At 38.0% G+C, this 20,637-nt stretch carries 19 protein-coding genes and 2 pseudogenes; 20 read left to right on the top strand and 1 reads right to left on the bottom strand.

Translation table 11 applies throughout. The annotated features are described in order from the left end of the window. Nucleotides 1–172 precede the first annotated feature (172 nt). From ppc to H7T99_RS01630, 4 genes are all read left to right on the top strand, one after another. The gene (ppc, locus tag H7T99_RS01645) at nt 173–2,995 is read left to right on the top strand and encodes a phosphoenolpyruvate carboxylase (RefSeq protein ID WP_195519914.1); all 2,823 of its coding nucleotides are present in this window, start codon (nt 173–175) and stop codon (nt 2,993–2,995) included. A gap of 67 nt (nt 2,996–3,062) precedes the next feature. Next, the gene (gene holA / locus H7T99_RS01640) at nt 3,063–4,097 is read left to right on the top strand and encodes a DNA polymerase III subunit delta (protein ID WP_195519915.1); all 1,035 of its coding nucleotides are present in this window, start codon (nt 3,063–3,065) and stop codon (nt 4,095–4,097) included. Nucleotides 4,098–4,192: 95 nt separating this feature from the next. Further along, on the top strand, nt 4,193–4,798 hold the full coding sequence (gene sodA / locus H7T99_RS01635; protein WP_049545964.1) for a superoxide dismutase SodA: 606 nt from the start codon (nt 4,193–4,195) through the stop codon (nt 4,796–4,798). Nucleotides 4,799–4,896: 98 nt separating this feature from the next. After that, nucleotides 4,897–6,288, top strand: coding sequence for a serine hydrolase (locus H7T99_RS01630; RefSeq protein ID WP_195519916.1), 1,392 nt, complete (start codon nt 4,897–4,899; stop codon nt 6,286–6,288). Between the two features lie 31 nt (nt 6,289–6,319). On the opposite strand, the gene H7T99_RS01625 is transcribed toward H7T99_RS01630, so the two are convergent. After that, complete coding sequence (locus H7T99_RS01625) at nt 6,320–6,976, bottom strand: prepilin peptidase (RefSeq protein ID WP_195950484.1); 657 nt, start codon at nt 6,974–6,976, stop codon at nt 6,320–6,322. A 109-nt stretch (nt 6,977–7,085) separates the two neighbouring features. On the opposite strand from H7T99_RS01625, the gene H7T99_RS01620 reads away from it, so the two are divergent. From H7T99_RS01620 to H7T99_RS01550, 16 genes and pseudogenes are all read left to right on the top strand, one after another. After that, nucleotides 7,086–7,607 (top strand): Dps family protein, encoded by a 522-nt coding sequence (locus tag H7T99_RS01620; RefSeq protein WP_014634248.1) that lies wholly within the window; start codon nt 7,086–7,088, stop codon nt 7,605–7,607. Between the two features lie 87 nt (nt 7,608–7,694). Beyond that, nucleotides 7,695–8,132, top strand: a complete 438-nt coding sequence (locus H7T99_RS01615; protein ID WP_002884117.1) for a Fur family transcriptional regulator — start codon at nt 7,695–7,697, stop codon at nt 8,130–8,132. A 102-nt stretch (nt 8,133–8,234) separates the two neighbouring features. After that, nucleotides 8,235–8,441 (top strand): YqgQ family protein, encoded by a 207-nt coding sequence (locus H7T99_RS01610; RefSeq protein ID WP_014634249.1) that lies wholly within the window; start codon nt 8,235–8,237, stop codon nt 8,439–8,441. Then, complete coding sequence (locus H7T99_RS01605) at nt 8,434–9,402, top strand: ROK family glucokinase (RefSeq protein ID WP_195519918.1); 969 nt, start codon at nt 8,434–8,436, stop codon at nt 9,400–9,402. Before H7T99_RS01610 ends, H7T99_RS01605 begins: the two co-directional genes overlap by 8 nt. 144 nt (nt 9,403–9,546) lie before the next feature. Next, nucleotides 9,547–11,397: a translational GTPase TypA gene (typA, locus tag H7T99_RS01600; protein ID WP_002884130.1), complete on the top strand. Its 1,851-nt coding sequence runs from the start codon at nt 9,547–9,549 to the stop codon at nt 11,395–11,397. Nucleotides 11,398–11,416: 19 nt separating this feature from the next. Then, nucleotides 11,417–11,686 carry a DUF3165 family protein gene (locus H7T99_RS01595; protein ID WP_037600914.1) on the top strand — a complete coding sequence of 90 codons (270 nt, stop codon included), beginning with the start codon at nt 11,417–11,419 and terminating at the stop codon, nt 11,684–11,686. Between the two features lie 127 nt (nt 11,687–11,813). Then, a complete protein-coding gene (murD, locus tag H7T99_RS01590; RefSeq protein WP_037600917.1) occupies nt 11,814–13,166 on the top strand; it encodes a UDP-N-acetylmuramoyl-L-alanine--D-glutamate ligase in 1,353 nt (450 codons plus the stop codon). A gap of 3 nt (nt 13,167–13,169) precedes the next feature. Continuing rightward, entirely contained in the window at nt 13,170–14,240 is a 1,071-nt protein-coding gene (locus H7T99_RS01585; RefSeq protein WP_037600920.1) for a UDP-N-acetylglucosamine--N-acetylmuramyl-(pentapeptide) pyrophosphoryl-undecaprenol N-acetylglucosamine transferase, read from the top strand. 9 nt (nt 14,241–14,249) lie between these two features. Next, nucleotides 14,250–15,392 carry a cell division protein FtsQ/DivIB gene (locus tag H7T99_RS01580; RefSeq protein WP_037600923.1) on the top strand — a complete coding sequence of 381 codons (1,143 nt, stop codon included), beginning with the start codon at nt 14,250–14,252 and terminating at the stop codon, nt 15,390–15,392. 126 nt (nt 15,393–15,518) lie between these two features. Then, nucleotides 15,519–16,895 (top strand): cell division protein FtsA, encoded by a 1,377-nt coding sequence (ftsA, locus tag H7T99_RS01575; RefSeq protein ID WP_037600477.1) that lies wholly within the window; start codon nt 15,519–15,521, stop codon nt 16,893–16,895. Between the two features lie 28 nt (nt 16,896–16,923). Beyond that, nucleotides 16,924–18,013, top strand: a pseudogene (gene ftsZ, locus H7T99_RS01570) (cell division protein FtsZ); the annotation flags it as partial. Between the two features lie 74 nt (nt 18,014–18,087). Next, nucleotides 18,088–18,246, top strand: a pseudogene (locus tag H7T99_RS10720) (cell division protein FtsZ); the annotation flags it as partial. 2 nt (nt 18,247–18,248) lie between these two features. Beyond that, entirely contained in the window at nt 18,249–18,932 is a 684-nt protein-coding gene (locus H7T99_RS01565; RefSeq protein WP_037600930.1) for a YggS family pyridoxal phosphate-dependent enzyme, read from the top strand. 4 nt (nt 18,933–18,936) lie between these two features. Beyond that, the gene (locus H7T99_RS01560) at nt 18,937–19,536 is read left to right on the top strand and encodes a cell division protein SepF (protein WP_037600934.1); all 600 of its coding nucleotides are present in this window, start codon (nt 18,937–18,939) and stop codon (nt 19,534–19,536) included. A gap of 3 nt (nt 19,537–19,539) precedes the next feature. Continuing rightward, nucleotides 19,540–19,797: a YggT family protein gene (locus H7T99_RS01555; RefSeq protein WP_004182719.1), complete on the top strand. Its 258-nt coding sequence runs from the start codon at nt 19,540–19,542 to the stop codon at nt 19,795–19,797. Then, nucleotides 19,797–20,600 carry an RNA-binding protein gene (locus H7T99_RS01550; RefSeq protein WP_002883997.1) on the top strand — a complete coding sequence of 268 codons (804 nt, stop codon included), beginning with the start codon at nt 19,797–19,799 and terminating at the stop codon, nt 20,598–20,600. Before H7T99_RS01555 ends, H7T99_RS01550 begins: the two co-directional genes overlap by 1 nt. Nucleotides 20,601–20,637 lie beyond the last annotated feature (37 nt).

The raw sequence follows: 20,637 nt of genomic DNA, 5'->3' as shown, positions 1-20,637 counted from the left end.
TCTGAACTCTGTTTCAGAGTCTTTTTTTTATAAAGTTCGGAAATAGACTTAAAAAATTGTTTGAAAAAGTCGGAAAATTGCAAAATAACTGACGATTTAAAGGAAAATAGTTTACTTTTGTTTTAAAAGTGATATGATAAAAGGGTACTACATAAAGTAAGGAGAATACGGTTTGGCTTTTAACAAATTGGAAAGCAGTAACAACCAGGAAATCATCTCTGAAGAAGTTGGTATCTTGAAAGAATTGTTGGATGATGCAACACGAGGCATGGCTGGAGAGCAAGGTCTCACAACTATCCAACATTTGGTTGAACTTTATGATGAAGGTGACTATGTGGCCCTTACACAAGCCATTTCAGAAATGACGAATGACGATATGGTCGTTGCATCACGTTATTTCTCTTTGTTACCTCTCTTGATTAATATCTCTGAGGACGTGGATTTGGCTTATGAAGTCAACCACAAGAACAATATTGATGAATCTTATCTAGGTAAGTTGTCTGAAACCTTTGATGTTGTCGCTGAAAGTGATAATGCACGTGACATTCTTGAACATGTCAATGTCGTGCCAGTATTGACAGCCCACCCAACTCAGGTTCAACGTAAAACTATGCTTGAATTGACTAACCACATTCACGAACTTCTTCGTAAGCATCGTGATGTTAAGGCTGGTCTTATTAACAAGGATAAATGGTATGCAGATTTGCGTCGCTATGTAGAAATTATGATGCAAACAGATATCATTCGTGAGAAAAAACTTAAGGTTAAAAACGAAATCACTAACGTTATGGAGTATTATAACTCCTCATTGATTAAGGCGATTACGAACCTATCACATGAATTCAAACGTTTAGCAGTTGAAAAAGGTATTGAACTCGACAATCCAACCCCTATTACTATGGGTATGTGGATTGGTGGTGACCGTGACGGGAACCCATTTGTAACAGCAGAAACTCTTAAACTTTCTGCAACATTGCAAAGTGAAGTTATCCTCAACTACTATATCGAAAAAGTTGATAATCTTTACCGTTCATTCTCCCTCTCATCACGCTTGACTGAGGTTTCAGATACAGTAGCAGAGATGGCGAAACATTCTCCAGATACATCTGTTTATCGTGAAAATGAACCCTACCGTCGTGCTTTCAGTTACATCCAGTCTAAGTTGATTCAGACACTTCTTTTCTTTAAAGAAGGAAACTTCAATAAGGAAAGAGTTGCTAAACGCCTTTCTGAAAATGTTCGTCTGGGTTCAGCTTCAACAGGTGAAGTAGTAGCTGATTACGTGCAACAACGTCTCAGCCAAAGTCTTCAAGCTGTCTCACAACAAACAACAGAATTCTACGAAACAGCAGATGCCTTCCATGACGATCTTTTGGCAATCAAAAATTCACTTCTTGAAAACGACGATGCTGTCTTGATTTCAGGTGATTTCGAAGAGCTTCTTCAAGCTGTAGAAGTCTTTGGGTTCTATCTTGCTACAATCGATATGCGTCAAGATTCAAGTGTTCATGAAGCATGTGTAGCAGAGTTGCTTAAATCTGCAAATATTGTTGATAACTATAGTGAATTAACAGAGGTTGAAAAAGTTGCGGTTCTTCTTAAAGAATTGCAAGAAGACCCTCGTACCTTGTCATCAACTAATGTGCCTAAGTCTGAAACACTTGAAAAAGAATTGGCAATCTTCCGCACTGCTCGTCTCTTGAAAGACTATATCGGTGAAGATGTCATCAAACAACATATCATTTCTCACACTGAGAGCGTTTCTGATATGTTTGAGTTGGCTATCCTTCTTAAAGAAGTTGGCTTGGTTGATACAGAACGTGCGCGTGTCCAAATCGTTCCACTTTTTGAAACTATCGAAGACTTGGAAAACTCTAATGATATCATGAAACAATATCTTGGTTATGATATCGTTAAACGTTGGATCAAGAATAGCAACAACTACCAAGAAATCATGTTGGGTTACTCAGACTCTAACAAAGATGGTGGTTACTTGTCTTCAGGTTGGACGCTTTACAAAGCTCAAAATGAATTGACTAAGATTGGTGAAGAGCGTGGTATTAAGATTACCTTCTTCCATGGTCGTGGTGGTACTGTCGGTCGTGGTGGTGGTCCATCATACGATGCCATTACGTCTCAACCGTTTGGTACCATTAAAGACCGTATCCGTTTGACTGAACAAGGTGAGGTTATCGGTAATAAATATGGCAACAAGGATGCTGCTTACTACAATCTTGAAATGCTTGTTTCAGCTGCTCTTGACCGTATGGTGACACGTCAAATTGCCGATCCAGAAGAATTGGTTGATTTCCGTGAGGTTATGGACGGAATTGTTCACGATTCAAATGTTATTTATCGTGACCTTGTCTTTGGAAATGAACATTTCTACGATTACTTCTTTGAAGCTAGTCCTATCAAAGAAGTGTCAAGTTTGAATATTGGTTCTCGTCCAGCTGCTCGTAAGACTATTACTGAAATTTCTGGTCTTCGTGCGATTCCTTGGGTATTCTCATGGTCACAAAACCGTATCATGTTCCCAGGTTGGTATGGTGTGGGTTCTGCCTTTAATCGCTTTATCCAAGCTGAAGAAGGCAACCTCGAGAAACTTCAACATATGTTTGAAACATGGCCATTCTTCCGTTCACTTTTGTCAAACGTAGACATGGTGCTTTCAAAATCAGATATGAATATCGCCTTCCACTATGCACAATTGGCAGAAAGTGAAGAAGTTCGTAGTGTCTTCAATATTATTTTGGATGAGTGGCAGTTGACTAAAGATGTCATTCTTGCGATTGAAAAACATGATGGCTTCCTAGATGAGAGTCCGTCACTTAAAGCAAGTTTGGACTTCCGTTTGCCATACTTCAATGTCTTGAACTACATCCAAATTGAATTGATTAAACGTCTTCGTAACAATGATTTGACCGATGACGAAATTAGCCTTATTCACATTACCATCAATGGTATTGCAACAGGTCTTCGTAACTCTGGTTAATCAAGTAAAGTTCATCACTTTAGTGGTGGGCTTTTTGTTATGGGAAAATTTCTGTTATAATAGGACCATGATTGCTATGGAAACGATTGAAAAGCTGTCCAAAGAAAAGCTTCCCATGATAACTGTCTTGGCTGGTGAAGATTTAGGGCAGTATAGTCAAGTTAAAGAAAAATTTTTAAAACAAATTGGTTTCGATCCCAGTGACTTGACCTATTCTTATTTTGATATGTCAGAGACTGATTATCAAGATGCTGAGCTCGATTTAGAAAGTATGCCTTTTTTTGCAGATGAGAAGGTGGTCATTTTTGATCATTTCGCAGATATGACTACTGCTAAAAAGTCGTATCTGGATGAGAAAGAGTTGAAGCGTCTTGAAAATTATCTTGAGTCTCCTGTTGAAACAACTCGTCTTGTCTTAATGTCTGCAGGAAAGCTAGATGGAAAGCGTCGTTTAGTCAAACTTCTCAAACGTGATGCCATGGTGCTTGAAGCTAGTCCTTTAAAAGATGCAGAACTTAGAACCTATTTTCAAAAGCAGGCGCATCAAGAGGGGCTTACTTTTGATACAGGAGTTTTTGAGGAACTTTTGATCAAGTCAAATTTTGATTTTTCAGATGTTCAAAAAAACTTAGCTTTTCTAAAGGGATATAAAACTGAAGGGAATATCTCATCACAGGACATTGCGGAGGCCATTCCGAAAAGTTTGCAAGATAACATTTTTGATATGACGCAACTTCTTATACGAGGACAGATTCAGAGCGTTCGTGAATTGGTTCATGATTTACGGCTGCAGGGTGAAGATGAGATTAAGTTGATTGCTGTTATGTTGGGACAGTTTCGTACCTATTTACAGGTTAAACTTTTATCTGCTCAAGGTAAAAGTGAGCAGCAAATTGTTTCAAGTCTCTCAGATTATCTAGGGCGTAAAGTTAATCAGTTTCAGGTTCGTTTCGCACTGAGAGATAGCCGTCCCTTATCAGTAGCATTCTTAAAGATGACGATTAAGATTTTAGTAGAGACAGATTACCAGATAAAAACAGGAACTTTAGATAAAGACTACTTGTTTGATTTAGCACTTTTAAAAATTCTATCAAACCGCTAGAGATTTAGAGTTTTCTATGATTTTGTAAGCAAAATTTTTGAAAGCTCTACCACTTTGCGGTAAAATGAAGAAAAAATGAAAAGAGGACCTTTACTATGGCAATTATTCTTCCAGACCTTCCTTACGCATATGATGCTTTGGAACCTTACATTGATGCTGAAACAATGACTCTTCACCACGATAAACACCATGCAACTTATGTAGCAAATGCTAATGCTGCTCTTGAAAAACACCCAGAAATTGGTGAAGACCTTGAAGCACTTTTGGCTGATGTGGAACAAATCCCAGCTGATATTCGTCAAGCACTTATTAATAATGGTGGTGGACACCTTAACCACGCACTTTTCTGGGAACTTTTGTCTCCTGAAAAACAAGAACCAACTGCTGAAGTAGCAGCTGCTATTAACGAAGCTTTCGGGTCATTTGAAGCCTTCCAAGAAGCTTTCACAGCAGCAGCAACAACTCGTTTTGGTTCAGGTTGGGCATGGCTTGTTGTTAACGATGAAGGTAAACTTGAAGTTGTTTCAACTGCTAACCAAGACACTCCTATCTCAGATGGTAAGAAACCAATCTTGGCGCTTGATGTTTGGGAGCATGCTTACTACCTAAACTACCGTAACGTACGTCCAAACTACATCAAAGCTTTTTTTGAAATCATTAACTGGAATAAAGTTGCTGAGCTTTATGCAGCAGCTAAATAAGTTTAAAATTATCCTCAATAAAAGAGGATAATTTTTTTGTAATATGATTGTAAAATCTCCTTGCTTTTTAGTGAATTATAGCTTAAACTATTATTGTTATGAAAAAAAAGAAAAAACATTCAAGCAAGAAGTACAGTGGAAGTCGCCGAAAAACTAAAGATAAAAAGAAAGATTCGGTAAAACAAGACCTTCAACAAGACGTCAAGAAAGACACTAAAGATACTAAAAAAGATGTCAAAAAAGGCGCTAAAAAGGCCAACAAAAAAGAAGCGAAAAAAGATACAAAAAAGGTTTCTAAAAAATCAGCAGACAAAAAAGTAGCTGAAGAAACAGTAGTACCAGTTGAGCACAAGGAAAAAGAAACAAAAACTGAAACCTTGGCACTTAGAAGTAAACGCTCTAAGAAATCTAAATCAAAATCATCTCGTGATGATAAAAAAGCATATCTTATCTTAGCCTTCCTAGGTGTTCTGGTAATACTTTTGTTTGTTGCCATGCTTGCTTTAGCAGGACGTGGGAAAAAAGCTGGTCACACCGGTAGCCTTGGAAATATCTTCGGCTCTAGTTCTAAAGTCACTAAAAAAGAAGACAAAGAAAAAGAGGAAAAGGTAACTCCAACTAATAAATCAGCCGAAGCTAAACAAGCAGTCATGGAAGCAGATGCAGATACCATGTATGGTAATGGCTTGTATTATGATTATGCTAACATGACATTGAACCAAGTGGTTGAAGCTTTTATGGCTGACCAAGGTATCGAGTCTAGCCAAATTGCCTTTTCATATAAAAATACCAAGACAAATGAGCAATTCTCTATGAATGATACTCAGCCAATGACTGCAGGATCAACTTATAAATTGCCACTAAACATGCTTGTCATGGATCAGGTTAATAAAGGAAAACTTTCTTTAACTGAACGTTTTGATATTACTAATACTGAGTATGAGTATCAAGGCGAACATGATAATTATGTTGCTGCTTTCGGTGGTTCAATGACTATTCCAGAAATGCAAGAGTATTCTCTTGTTTACTCTGAGAATACTCCAGCCTATGCTTTGGCGGAACGCCTTGGTGGTATGGAAAAATTCTATGGTATGCTTGATAAATACGGTAAATCAAAAGGTGAAGTGAAGACCATCCAAATGCATGGTAATAAGACAACAACGGATTATTACATCCAAGTTTTGGATTATCTTTGGAAACACCAAGAGGATTATAAAGACATTCTCAAATATTTAGGAGAGTCTTTCCCAGAATATTATTATAAAACATATAATCAAGGATTGACTATTTATCAGAAACCAGGTTATGTTCGTGAAGCACTTAACGTTGATGCTATTGTAATGGAAGATACACCGTATCTTATTGCAATTTATACACGTTACCTAGGAGGTTCTAACGAAGAAACTTCAGAGGTTAATAATGTGGGATTACAACAATTAGAGATGCTCTCTTATGTCATTAATGAGTGGCACCGTGTCAATATGAACTAACAAAGAAAAGCCGAGTTTATCGGCTTTTTTTCTATACAATTGAACAAAAAGTAAGAAGTACTATTCCTAGAAAAAGAAATGGGACAAATGCGATGCATTCTTTAAGATTTCTTCGTAGAAGGAAGTAAGCTAGTCCTAATAGGCAGGCAATTTCGATAATTAGTAGTATTTTTGAAAATGGGAAAATAAGTGAGGCACTTGCTAAGTAGAGAAAATCTCCTTCCCCAATATTTAGATGTTTCATATAAGAAAGGATAGCGAGGATTATACCTAAGGCAAATGTGATGTAGTAGTTGCCCATGAATAAGAGTGGGACTGTTCCAACTATCCAAATCAGAAGCGGATAGGATTTATGTTGCAAATCAAAAATCGACAGACAAAGGCTGAAGTAAAGAAAGTAGGTCACTTCAAGACTTAAAAAGTCATAGAAATATAGCAGGGATATTACTCCACAAAATAGTTCCATAAAGAGGTAACGAAAAGGGATAGGAGTCTGACATGAACGGCATCGAGATCTTAAGAAAAGTTGTGAGAGGATAGGGATCATCTCGAAAAAACGCAGCTGATGCTTGCAATGGCTACAGTGACTTCTAGGGAAAATAATCGACCTCTCAGGAAAACGATCACAAATTAGTCCGATGAATGAACCAAAAGAGGCTCCTAGAAAAAAATAAATAATACTTAACATACCTAATTATTCGAAAAAGAGTGAGAAAAAGCATTTTACTTGCATCTTATTTAGAAATATTCTAAAATAAAAGTATAAATAATAGTAATTCTAAATAAGGAGTATTAATATGGTAGATTCAATTAAAGAAACAATCAATGAAACAGTTAACCAACAAGCTGAAACACCTTCATATACAAAAACTAAAGCAGTTTTGAATCAAGCAGTCGCTGATTTGTCTGTAGCAGCTTCAATTGTTCACCAAGTTCATTGGTATATGCGTGGTCCTGGTTTCCTCTATCTTCATCCAAAAATGGATGAATTGATGGATAGTTTGAATGCTCACCTTGATGTTGTTAGTGAACGTTTGATTACTATTGGTGGGGAACCATACTCAACTTTGGTAGAATTTTCATCTAATTCAGGCTTGACTGAAACTACTGGTACATTTGATAAACCAATGTCTGATCAAATCCAATTATTGGTTGATACATACAAATATTTGTCAGTCTTGTTCCAAGTTGGTTTGGATATCACAGATGAAGAAGGAGATGCTCCTTCAAATGATATCTTCACTGCAGCTAAATCTGAAATTGATAAGACAATCTGGATGTTGACTGCAGAACTTGGACAAGCTCCAGGCTTGAGATAAGCATTTTTGAGTTAAGATGATTGTCAAGAGTTCCTCTAAAAGTGTATAATAGACATAAAATACTTTTAGACGAAGGGAGGCGGCGATATGTCTGAGCATCGACGTAGTCTAGGCGTTTATGAAGATGTCCTGAATCAGTTAAAAGCTAAAGGAATTCGGTTGACGGAATCTCGTAAAGCTGTTATTCGCTATTTGATGATGTCTGATCAACACCCTAGTGCAGATGTGATATATTATGACCTACTCCCTGACAATCCTGGGATGAGTTTGGCGACGGTCTATAACAACCTGAAGGTGTTGGTTGAAGAAGGGATTGTCTCTGAAATCAAGGTTAATAATGATAATACAACCTATTATGATTTTATGGGACATGACCACTTAAACATTGTTTGTGAAAAATGTGGTCACATTACTGACTTAGACTTACCGATTCCGTCTTTCAAGGAAGAGGTAGAATCACAAACTGGATTTCGCATTACTCGTGAACAGATGATTTTACATGGGATTTGCCCGAATTGTCAATAACCTGAGTCTAAATGACTTAGGTCTTTTTTGAAGTATACAATAATCTGTAAAGGTTTTCAAAACTATCTTGTCATGGCAGAAGCTTTTTGCTAAAATATTGCTATGAAAACTTTATATGACGTTCAACAGTTGTTGAAACAGTTTGGCATAGTAGTTTACCTGGGAAAAAGGCTCTATGATATCGAAATGATGAAGATTGAATTAGAAGCCCTCTACCAGAATGGTTTGGTGGACAAGGACAGCTACCTTACTGCTGAAATGATTTTACGACGTGAACATCGCATTGAAATGGAGAAAGAAAATGAGTAAAAAACTCTTGGGAATTGACCTTGGTGGAACAACTGTTAAATTTGGTATTTTGACTTCAGAAGGTGAAGTGCAAGAAAAATGGGCGATTGAAACAAATACGCTTGAAAATGGTCGTCACATCGTCCCTAACATCGTGGAGTCTTTGAAACACCGTTTGGAAATGTACGGACTTACTGCAGAAGATTTCATTGGAATTGGTATGGGTTCTCCAGGAGCTGTTGATCGTGAAAATAAAACGGTTACTGGTGCCTTCAACTTGAACTGGGCAGAAACTCAAGAAGTTGGATCTGTCATCGAAAAAGAACTCGGTATTCCATTTGCCATTGATAATGATGCTAACGTTGCTGCCCTCGGTGAACGTTGGGTTGGTGCTGGTGCTAACAATCCTGATGTTGTCTTTGTGACATTAGGAACAGGAGTTGGTGGTGGCGTTATCGCTGATGGTAACTTGATTCATGGTGTTGGCGGTGCTGGTGGTGAAATTGGCCACATTATCGTTGAGCCTGAAACAGGATTTGAATGTACTTGCGGAAACAAAGGATGCTTGGAAACTGTAGCTTCTGCAACAGGTGTCGTACGTTTGGCACGTCATTTAGCAGAAGGCTATGAAGGTAACTCTTCTATTAAAGCTGCTGTAGATAATGGTGAGCAAGTAACAAGTAAAGATATTTTCGTTGCCGCTGCCGAAGGCGACAAGTTTGCTAATAGCATCGTTGACAAAGTCTCTGAATACCTAGGACTTGCAACAGCAAATATCTCAAATATTCTTAACCCAGATTCAGTTGTAATCGGTGGTGGTGTTTCAGCAGCTGGTGAATTCTTGCGTAGCCGTGTTGAAGGATACTTTACATGTTATGCATTCCCACAAGTTCGCCGTACAACAAAAGTGAAATTAGCAGAGCTTGGAAATGATGCTGGTATCATTGGAGCTGCTAGCCTTGCACTTACAATTGATAACTAATGAATGACAGAAGGTGTGTCTGACCAATTATAGGTGGACAGCACCTTTTTCTTGTTGAAAAACGTTTACAATCAGCTGAGCTCTGCCATTTTGTTGAAAATGTGGTATACTTTAAAAGTTGAAATAAAAATTAAAGAGGAAAAAATGACTAAACTTAGAGAAGATATCCGTAACGTAGCCATCATTGCCCACGTTGACCACGGTAAAACAACACTTGTTGATGAATTGTTGAAACAATCACACACTCTTGACGAGCGTAAAGAGCTTGATGAGCGTGCAATGGACTCAAACGATCTTGAAAAAGAACGTGGAATTACAATCCTTGCCAAAAATACAGCCGTTGCTTATAACGGTACGCGTATCAACATCATGGATACACCAGGTCACGCGGACTTCGGTGGAGAAGTTGAACGTATCATGAAAATGGTTGATGGGGTTGTCCTTGTTGTCGATGCCTACGAAGGTACAATGCCTCAAACACGTTTTGTGTTGAAAAAAGCACTCGAGCAAAACTTGACACCTATCGTTGTTGTTAACAAGATTGATAAACCATCAGCTCGTCCTGAAGAAGTTGTTGATGAAGTTCTTGAACTTTTCATCGAGCTTGGTGCGGATGATGATCAGTTGGAATTCCCAGTTGTGTATGCTTCAGCGATTAACGGAACATCATCATTGTCAGATAACCCTGCTGATCAAGAGCACACTATGGCTCCAATCTTTGACACTATTATTGACCACATCCCAGCTCCTGTAGATAACTCAGATGAGCCTCTTCAATTCCAAGTGTCGCTTCTTGACTACAATGATTTCGTTGGTCGTATCGGTATTGGACGTATCTTCCGTGGAACTGTAAAAGTTGGTGACCAAGTTACCCTTTCAAAACTTGACGGAACAACAAAGAATTTCCGTGTTACTAAACTTTTCGGTTTCTTTGGTTTGGAACGTCGTGAAATTGAAGAAGCAAAAGCTGGTGATTTGATTGCCATCTCAGGTATGGAAGACATCTTCGTTGGTGAAACAATTACACCAACTGATGCTGTTGAACCATTGCCAGTTCTTCGTATTGACGAACCAACACTTCAAATGACTTTCTTGGCGAATAACTCACCATTTGCCGGCCGTGAAGGTAAACACGTGACATCACGTAAGGTTGAAGAGCGTCTTTTGGCAGAGTTGCAAACAGACGTTTCTCTTCGTGTTGATCCAACTGATTCTCCAGATAAATGGACTGTATCAGGTCGTGGTGAATTGCACTTGTCTATCCTTATTGAAACAATGCGTCGTGAAGGATACGAACTTCAAGTGTCTCGTCCAGAAGTTATCATCAAAGAAATTGATGGCGTGAAATGTGAGCCATTTGAACGTGTTCAAATTGATACTCCAGAAGAGTACCAAGGTTCTATCATCCAAGCCCTTTCAGAACGTAAAGGTGATATGCTTGATATGCAAATGGTTGGTAACGGTCAAACTCGCCTTATCTTCCTTGTACCAGCTCGTGGACTTATCGGATTCTCTACTGAATTCTTGTCTATGACACGTGGTTACGGTATCATGAACCATACCTTCGACCAATACTTGCCAGTTGTTGCTGGTGAAATTGGTGGACGTCACCGTGGTGCCCTCGTTTCTATCGATACAGGTAAAGCGACAACTTACTCAATTATGCGTATTGAAGAACGTGGTACAATCTTTGTTAACCCAGGTACTGAAGTTTATGAAGGTATGATTGTTGGTGAAAATGCTCGTGAAAATGACCTTGGTGTCAATATCACTACAGCAAAACAAATGACAAACGTGCGTTCAGCAACTAAGGACCAAACGGCAGTTATCAAAACTCCACGAATCTTGACTCTTGAAGAATCACTTGAATTCTTGGATGATGATGAATACATGGAAGTAACGCCTGAATCTATCCGCTTGCGTAAACAAATTTTGAATAAAGCAGAGCGTGATAAAGCCAATAAACGTAAGAAAAAAGCAGCAGAAGCTGAATAATATATAGAGAGGAGAAGAGATGTTTTATCTGATTGTTGCTGTATTGATTGCATCATTCTATTTCTTTATTGCACCAAAGTCGGTAAAAAACACCATGAATCTTCTCTTTGTCATGGCTACCTTAGCATTGCTCCTACTTTTAGCAGTGCTATCAATCATTAAATTCTTCAGCCTACCTGGTGAGTTCTTTGTTACAGTTGGAATGCTTGTATTGGGCTATTTCACCTTGAAAGATTTTTTCGCCATGTCGGACCTTAATCATGAAAAAGCTGAGCATGAAGATAAATAAGTAGCATGAGATTAAAAGTCAGTCTGATAGATTGGCTTTTTCTTTTACCAAGAAGAGGTAACTCCTTGAAATAGCTTGGGATAAAGGGTAAAATGATTATGATACAATTTGAGAGAATGGACGAATTATGAAATCAGTAACACAATTTGAAAATAAAAAAGTTTTGGTCCTTGGCTTGGCTAAATCTGGTGAAGCAGCTGCCCGCCTATTGGCTAAGTTGGGTGCTATTGTCACAGTAAATGATGGTAAACCATTTGAGGAAAATCCATCGGCTCAAGCCCTTCTTGAAGAAGGCATTAAGGTTGTTTGCGGCGGACATCCTCTTGAACTTTTGGATGAAAATTTTGAATTAATGGTGAAAAATCCTGGAATTCGTTATGACAATCCAATGGTAGCTCGTGCACTAGAAAAAGGTATTCCTGTTTGGACTGAAGTGGAATTGGCCTATCTAGTATCTGAAGCACCTATTATCGGTATTACAGGGTCAAATGGTAAGACAACAACGACAACTATGATTGCTGATGTCCTAAATCACGGTGGTAAATCAGGTGTCTTGTCTGGGAATATTGGTTTCCCTGCGTCAGAAGTTGCACAGTCAGTAACTAATCAAGATACCTTAGTTATGGAATTGTCTTCTTTCCAATTGATGGGGATTGACAGCTTCCATCCACATATTGCTGTGATTACTAACTTGATGCCGACACATATTGACTATCATGGTAGTTTTGAAGCATATGTGGCTGCCAAGTGGAATATTCAAAATCAAATGACTGTGGATGATTTTGTTATTTTGAACTTCAATCATGATTTAGCTAAGGAATTAGCTACACAAACTAAGGCACGAGTAGTTCCATTCTCAACAGTGGAAAAAGTAGATGGTGCCTATCTTGAAAATGGTGCTCTTTACTTCAAAGGTGAATTAGTGATGCAAGCTGATGAAATTGGCGTTCCTGGTAGTCACAATGTTGAAAATGCCTTGGCAACTATAGCTGTAGCAAAATTGTCAGGTGTTTCAAACCAAGCTATAAAGGAAACCCTCACAAGTTTTGGTGGGGTTAAGCACCGTCTCCAATTCGTTGATACTATTGATGAAGTGAAATTCTATAATGATAGTAAGTCAACTAATATTTTAGCGACACAAAAAGCACTTTCTGGTTTTGATAATAGTAAAGTTATTTTGATTGCTGGTGGTTTGGACCGTGGTAATGAATTTGATGAACTCATTCCTGACATTACCGATCTTAAGAAAATGGTGATTTTAGGGGAATCAGCTCCTCGTGTCAAGCGTGCTGCTGATAAAGCAGGAGTAACTTATCTTGATGCCAAAGATGTGGCAGATGCGACACGTATTGCTTTTGATCAAGCCAGTGCAGGAGATGTTGTCTTGTTGAGCCCTGCAAATGCAAGCTGGGATATGTACAAGAATTTCGAAGTGCGTGGTGACGAATTTATCACAACTGTTGAACAATTGAAGGGATAGGCTATGGCAAAAGCGAAAAAAATTGTTTTTACCGGTGGTGGAACTGTTGGACATGTGACTTTAAATCTTATCTTAATTCCAAAATTTCTAAAAGATGGATGGGAAGTGCACTATATTGGTGATAAGCACGGAATTGAACACGAGCAAATTGATAAATCTGGCTTGGATGTGACATTCCATAGTATTGCTACAGGTAAACTACGTCGTTATTTCTCATGGCAAAATATGTTAGATGTCTTTAAAGTTGGTTGGGGGATTCTACAGTCAATTGCAATTATTGCCAAGATTCGTCCTCAAGCACTCTTTTCAAAAGGTGGATTTGTCTCAGTGCCACCGGTAATTGCTTCTAAATTATTGGGGGTTCCTGTATATGTGCATGAGTCTGATCTTTCTATGGGCTTGGCCAATAAGATTGCCTATAAATTTGCGACTACTATGTTTACGACTTTTGAACAATCTAAAGGATTGGCGAAGACAAAACATGTAGGTGCTATTACAAAGGTAGGGATGGCAACGTCCAATCAGTCTGATGCTCTGGATAAGATTAAAGTACAGTTTGATGACAAGTTAAAAACTGTCCTTTTCATAGGTGGATCAGCTGGTGCAAAGGTATTTAATGATTTTATTAGTAATACTCCACAACTGACTGAAAAATATAATGTCATTAATATTTCTGGGGACTCTTCATTGAATACTTTAGAACGTCATCTTTATAGAGTTGATTATGTGACAGATTTGTATCTACCTCTTATGGATACGGCAGATTTAGTTGTCACTCGTGGTGGTTCAAATACGATTTTTGAATTGTTAGCTATGAAAAAACTTCATTTAATTATTCCTTTAGGGAAAGAAGCTAGCCGAGGAGATCAACTTGAAAATGCTGCCTATTTTGAACGAAAAGGTTACGCACGTCAATTACAGGAAGCAGAGTTAAGTTGGGAAACCTTAAATCATGAGCTTGAACAACTTGTTGAACATGCAGAGACTTACAAAGAAGCTATGGCTAAATCTGAGGAAATTACTTCTCCTGATGATTTTTATAACCTATTAGTGACTAGTATTTCAAAAAAATAAAGGAATTTCATGGCAAAAAAGGATCAAGAATCACAAGAAAAACAAGTTCTCACAGAGTGGCAGAAGAGAAACCTCGAATTTTTGAGAAAAAAAGAAACCGGAGATTCTGAAGAATTTGCGAATGGGAAGGTCGTTCATTCAGAAGGAGCGACTTCAAATGAGAGCCAGCCACCAGTGAAAAAGAAGGTTAGAAAGAAAAAAAAGACCAAAAAGAGGAAACGAAAAAAAGGGAATACGAGTAGTAATATTCCAATTGCACAACAAAATCTTGCGGGACTAGTTATTTTTATCGCTGCAATCCTAATCGTATTTTCACTTTTCTTTATTTCACCTTGGTCAAAACAAAAGGTTCTCACTGTATCAGGAACAAAAAATGCTCTACCAGAAGATGTGAAAGTTGCAAGTGGAATTCTTGATACAGACTATATCACTCATGTCTTTTTCAACCAAGGAAAGGTTGCATCAACTGTTGAAAAAACCAATGTTTGGGTTAAAAAGGCTACAGTAACTTATAGTTTTCCAAATCAATTTAATATTGCAGTAAAAGAATACCCAATTGTTGCTTATCGTCAAACTACAAATGGTTATGTTTCTATTCTTGAAAGTGGTAAGACAGGAGGAACGGTTTCAACTAGCAATCTACCTGATAAATTCATCACTTTAAAGATGGATGACGAGAAGAAAATCGAAGATTTAGTAAAAGAATTGAATAAACTTGATTCAAAAATCAAGAATAATATTCAAATTATTAATCTTACGCCAACTAAAGCAACTTCAGATTTACTAACGATTGAGTTGTATGATGGCAATTCCATTCGTGTTCCTCTTTCTCAATTAACGGTTAAGCTCCCTTACTACGAGAAAATTAAGAGCCAACTTTCAGATGGAAGTATTGTTGATATGGAAGTTGGACTTTATACAACGACTCCTGAGGTTGAATCATCAAAAACTGATGGGGATAAAAAGAAAGACAAAGATAAGACTGATAAAAAGGAAGAAAATAAAACTTCTGAAGAAGATCAAGATACTACAACATCAACTGAACAGCATTCTGAGGGAGAGTCTAATTCTGAAAATCCGGGTATTCAAGGACAGGAAAATCCAACTGTTGGTCAAGAAACAACTCTTCGTCCTTCCCCTGCTCAAGGCTAATATTGAATAATAAAAAACGTAAAATGCTGACATTTTACGTTTTTTTATGGTACAATAGTATCCGAATAATTCTGTTTTTATACAGTTTACAAAGATATTGAATGGAAAGATTGAGAGGTCGAGTGAATGGCTAGAGATGGCTTTTTTACAGGATTAGATATAGGAACTAGCTCGATTAAGGTTCTTGTTGCTGAGTTTATTGATGGATCAATGAATGTCATCGGGGTAAGTAATGTTAAGAGTTCTGGTGTGAAAGATGGCATCATTGTTGACATTGACGCTGCAGCGAAAACAATCAAAACAGCTATTGAACAAGCAGAGGAAAAAGCTGGGATTGTTATTGAGCAAGTGAACGTTGGGCTTCCAGCTAATCTTCTTCAAATTGAGCCTACACAAGGTATGATTCCTGTAACAAGTGAATCAAAAGAAATCAAAGATGAAGATGTTGAAAGTGTTGTTCGCTCAGCCTTGACAAAGAGCATTACACCTGAGCGTGAGGTTATCTCACTAGTTCCTGAAGAGTTTATTGTTGATGGCTTCCAGGGGATTCGTGATCCTCGTGGAATGATGGGGATTCGTCTTGAAATGAGAGGTCTCATTTATACAGGACCAACAACAATTCTTCACAACCTTCGTAAAACAGTTGAACGTGCTGGTATTCAAGTAGAGAATATTATCATCTCTCCTCTTGCAATGACACGTGCTGTTCTAAACGAAGGTGAACGTGAATTTGGTGCTACTGTTATTGATATGGGTGGCGGTCAAACAACTGTTGCAAGCATGCGTGCTCAAGAACTTCAATTTACCAATATTTATTCTGAAGGTGGCGAGTACATCACTAAGGATATTTCAAAAGTTTTGAAGACTTCAATGCAGATTGCTGAAGCGCTTAAGTTCAATTTTGGTAATGCAGATATTGAAGAAGCAAGCGAAACAGAAACTGTCCAAGTAGAGGTTGTAGGTGAGAATTCACCTGTTGAAATTACAGAAAAATACCTTGCTGAGATTATCTCAGCTCGTGTGAAGCATATCCTTGATAGAGTTAAACAAGACTTGACTCGAGGACGTCTACTTGATTTGCCTGGTGGCATTGTTCTTGTAGGTGGAACAGCTATCATGCCAGGTGTGGTTGAAGTTGCTCAAGAGATTTTTGAAACAAATGTTAAACTTTACGTGCCAAACCAAGTTGGTATCCGTAATCCAATGTTTGCAAATGTGATTAGTCTTGTTGAGTATGTTGGTCTTCTTACAGAAGTTGACATCATTGCGCAACAGGCTGTGTCTGGTGAAGAGTATCTACGTCGTAAACCAATCGACAATGAGGCTCCTTCCTTGAGTTTTGACAGAACTCCTGCTCCAGCACCTCGAGTGGCTCCTCAACCAAATCCTATTCCTGTTGAGAACACTATTGAGGTACCTCTGCCAGTTGAAGAAGAAAATCATGAACAAAAACAAAAACTTGGTGATCGTGTTCGTGGAATTTTCGGCAGTATGTTTGATTAATTGAATCTAGTAAAAGCGAGGAAATAAAATGAGTTTTTCATTTGATAGCGCATCAGTTCAAGGTGCGGTAATTAAAGTTATCGGTGTCGGTGGGGGTGGCGGAAATGCTATCAACCGAATGATTGAAGAAGGTCTTGCTGGTGTTGAATTTATTGCAGCTAATACTGATATTCAAGCACTCAGTTCTTCTAAAGCAGAAACAGTAATCCAATTGGGTCCTAAATTGACTCGTGGCCTTGGTGCCGGAGGTCAACCTGAAGTTGGTCGTAAGGCAGCTGAAGAAAGTGAAGAAACACTTACAGAAGCACTTACAGGAGCTGATATGGTCTTTATCACTGCTGGTATGGGTGGTGGCTCTGGTACAGGGGCAGCACCAGTTATTGCACGTATTGCGAAAAGTTTGGGTGCATTGACAGTTGCAGTTGTGACACGTCCATTTGGATTTGAAGGTAACAAACGTGGTGCCTTTGCTGTCGAAGGGATTCAAGAGTTGCGTGAGCAAGTTGATACCCTTCTTATTATCTCTAACAATAACCTTCTTGAAATCGTTGATAAGAAAACACCTCTTCTTGAAGCTCTTAGTGAAGCAGATAATGTTCTTCGTCAAGGGGTTCAAGGTATTACTGACCTTATCACTAACCCAGGTTTGATTAACCTCGACTTTGCCGATGTGAAAACAGTTATGGCCAATAAAGGTAATGCACTTATGGGTATCGGTATTGGGTCTGGTGAAGAACGTATTGTTGAAGCTGCACGCAAAGCAATCTATTCACCACTTCTTGAAACTACTATTGATGGTGCAGAAGATGTTATCGTTAACGTAACTGGTGGTCTTGATATGACGCTTACAGAAGCAGAAGAAGCTTCTGAAATTGTTGGTCAAGCAGCTGGTAACGGTGTTAACATTTGGCTTGGTACATCAATCGATGATACATTGAAAGATGAGATCCGTGTAACAGTTGTTGCAACTGGTGTTCGCAAAGATCGTGCTGAAAAAGTATCTGGTATCAAAGCTCAACCACGTAAAGTGACTACAGCTCCTTCACAACCATCAGCTCCTACTCAACAAGTTGTTCAAGAAGAACAACGTCCAGTCTCTCAACCTTCATTTGAACGTCAACCAAATTTTGACTATAATGAAACACCTTCAATGCCACAACCAGGAGTTCGTCCTGCAGCGGCAGCTCCTCAACAAGAGCAGTCAGCTTTTGGTAATTGGGATTTGAGACGTGATAATATTTCTCGTCCTGAAACTGGTCAACTAGATAGTCAATTGACTATGTCTACATTCTCAAGTGATGTTGAAGATGATGATGAATTGGAGACACCACCATTCTTTAAAAATCGTTAATAATGACTATAGAAGAGAATAAAAATAATGTTTATCAAGCGGTAAAAAAAGCATGTGAAAAGGCTAATCGCTCTAGTGATGAAGTCAATATAATTGCCGTAACCAAATATGTTTCAAGTGATGTCGCTGAAGAATTGGTTCAAACGGGAATTAAGCACATTGCTGAAAATCGCGTTGATAAATTTTTAGATAAGTATCAAGCTTTAAAAAATTATGATTTGACTTGGCACCTTATTGGTACCTTGCAACGTCGTAAAGTAAAGGATGTTATTAATTTAGTTGATTATTTTCATGCTTTGGATTCTGTTAAATTAGCAGAGGAAATTCAAAAGCGTGCCGACCATACTATTAATTGCTTCCTACAAGTTAACGTTTCAGGGGAGGAATCAAAACATGGTTTTTCAGCTGAAGAACTTGATACTGTTCTAAAACAAATTGAAAATCTTGATAACATTTGTATAGTTGGACTAATGACTATGGCTCCAATTGATGCAGATGCTCAAGAACTTGATAAGATTTTTTCTGAGACAAATGAGCTTAGACAATCAATTCAAGAGAAAAAACTAAAGAATGTTCCTTGTGATCAGTTAAGCATGGGGATGAGTCGAGACTATGACATGGCTATTCAGAATGGATCAACCTTTGTCAGAATAGGCAGTGCATTCTTTAAAGAGAACGGAGAATAACCTTATGGCATTAAAAGACGCAATTGATAAAATTGTTTCATATTTTGATACCGACGAAGTAACAGATTATGAAGATGCTGCTAAAGAAGAGGCTAAAGAACGTCCAGTAAAAGCACGTCCAGTAAAAGCACAGAGACCTGTGCAGACACCACCTCCTCGTCAGCAACGTCAACCTGAGCGTTCTCAGGCAACAGTCCCTCCTCGTCGCCAACATGTTAATTCAGACTTACAGGAAACTCAAGTCCTTCGTAGTTTACCTCTGAGTCGTTCACAAGCAAATCAGGGACCACAACAAATGAATACAACTAAAACAACAATTGCAATTAAATATCCTAAAAAGTATGAAGATGCTCAGGAAATTGTAGAACTATTGATTGAAAATGAATGTGTTTTAATCGATTTTCAATATATGTTGGAAGCGCAAGCTCGTCGTTGTCTTGACTTTATTGATGGTGCTAGCAAGGTACTTACAGGCAACTTGCAAAAAGTTGGCTCTTCAATGTATTTGCTTACGCCAATTAATGTCGTAGTTGACATTGAAGAGATTGGTTTGGCTCACGGCAACCAAGAAGCCAATTTCGACTTCGACATGAAGAGACGTTAAGTGATGTCTGTATTACTTTATGTTATTTGGGCACGTGTTGTTAACGTGATAGAGATTCTTCTTGTAGTCTATGCGTTCTTATCCTGGTTTCCAGGAGCTTATGACACTAGCCTTGGAAGAATCATTAGACAAATTGTTCAACCGATTCTCGCACCATTTCGTCGCTTGAATTTAGCTTTTGCTGGTATTGATTTTTCAATATTGGTAATTGTACTTCTACTAAACTTTTCACTTAGAATTCTTAGATTTATTCTACTCTGATGTCAGATATTAAAAATATTGAACAGCATTACTCGTTAGATGAACGGCCTTTTCTAGAGAAGGTTAGGGGATTTTGTCAATTAGTTGATGATAGGTACAGTCCTTACTTAACTGATTTCTTGAATCCTCGTGAAATTCAGATTGTTGAAGAGTTAGCTCATTACTACAATTTAAAATTTTTTGTGAGTTCTACTCCTGAATCTGAAGAATATGGAAGAGTTATTCTTGCTCCCGAATATTACGAGCTTGATGACGAAGACTTTGAAATTAAACGCCTAGAAATCTCTTATGCGAGACAGTTCAATAAATTGACACACCCAAAAGTTTTGGGAGCACTGATTAATCAACTTGGTCTTGACCGTCAAGTATTTGGAGATATTATTCTTGATGAAGAAGGACGCGTTCAATTTTCCATTGCTTCTCATTTAGCAAGTTATGCGATAATGACTATTACTAAGATTGGTAATGTTTCGGTTACTCTAAAAGAAGTAAGTAAAGACGATTGGATTTCAAATCAAGAAAATTATTCACAATCTTTTGTTTTACTTTCCAGTATGCGTCTTGATAATGTGTTGGCGACGGTACTAAACCTATCCCGTTCTAACGCCTTAAAACTTATTGCTTCTGGAAAAGTTAAATTAAATTATAGACAAATTGAGAAGGCTAATCAGACGGTTATGATTGGTGATATGATTTCGGTTAGAGGTTATGGTCGATTTCGACTAGCTCAACGAGACGGATTTTCAAAGTCCGGGAAAGCTAAAATCGTTATTGAAAGTCTGTTAAGACGGAGAAAAAAGTAGTTATTTAATTTAAACCATCAGATATGGTAATGAAAAA

Source organism: Streptococcus sp. 17.1, assembly GCF_016648655.1.
GTDB classification, from domain to species: Bacteria; Bacillota; Bacilli; order Lactobacillales; family Streptococcaceae; genus Streptococcus; species Streptococcus salivarius_E.
The sequence above is the reverse complement of the archived record's forward strand: the minus strand, read 5'-3'. Positions and strand labels throughout refer to the sequence as shown.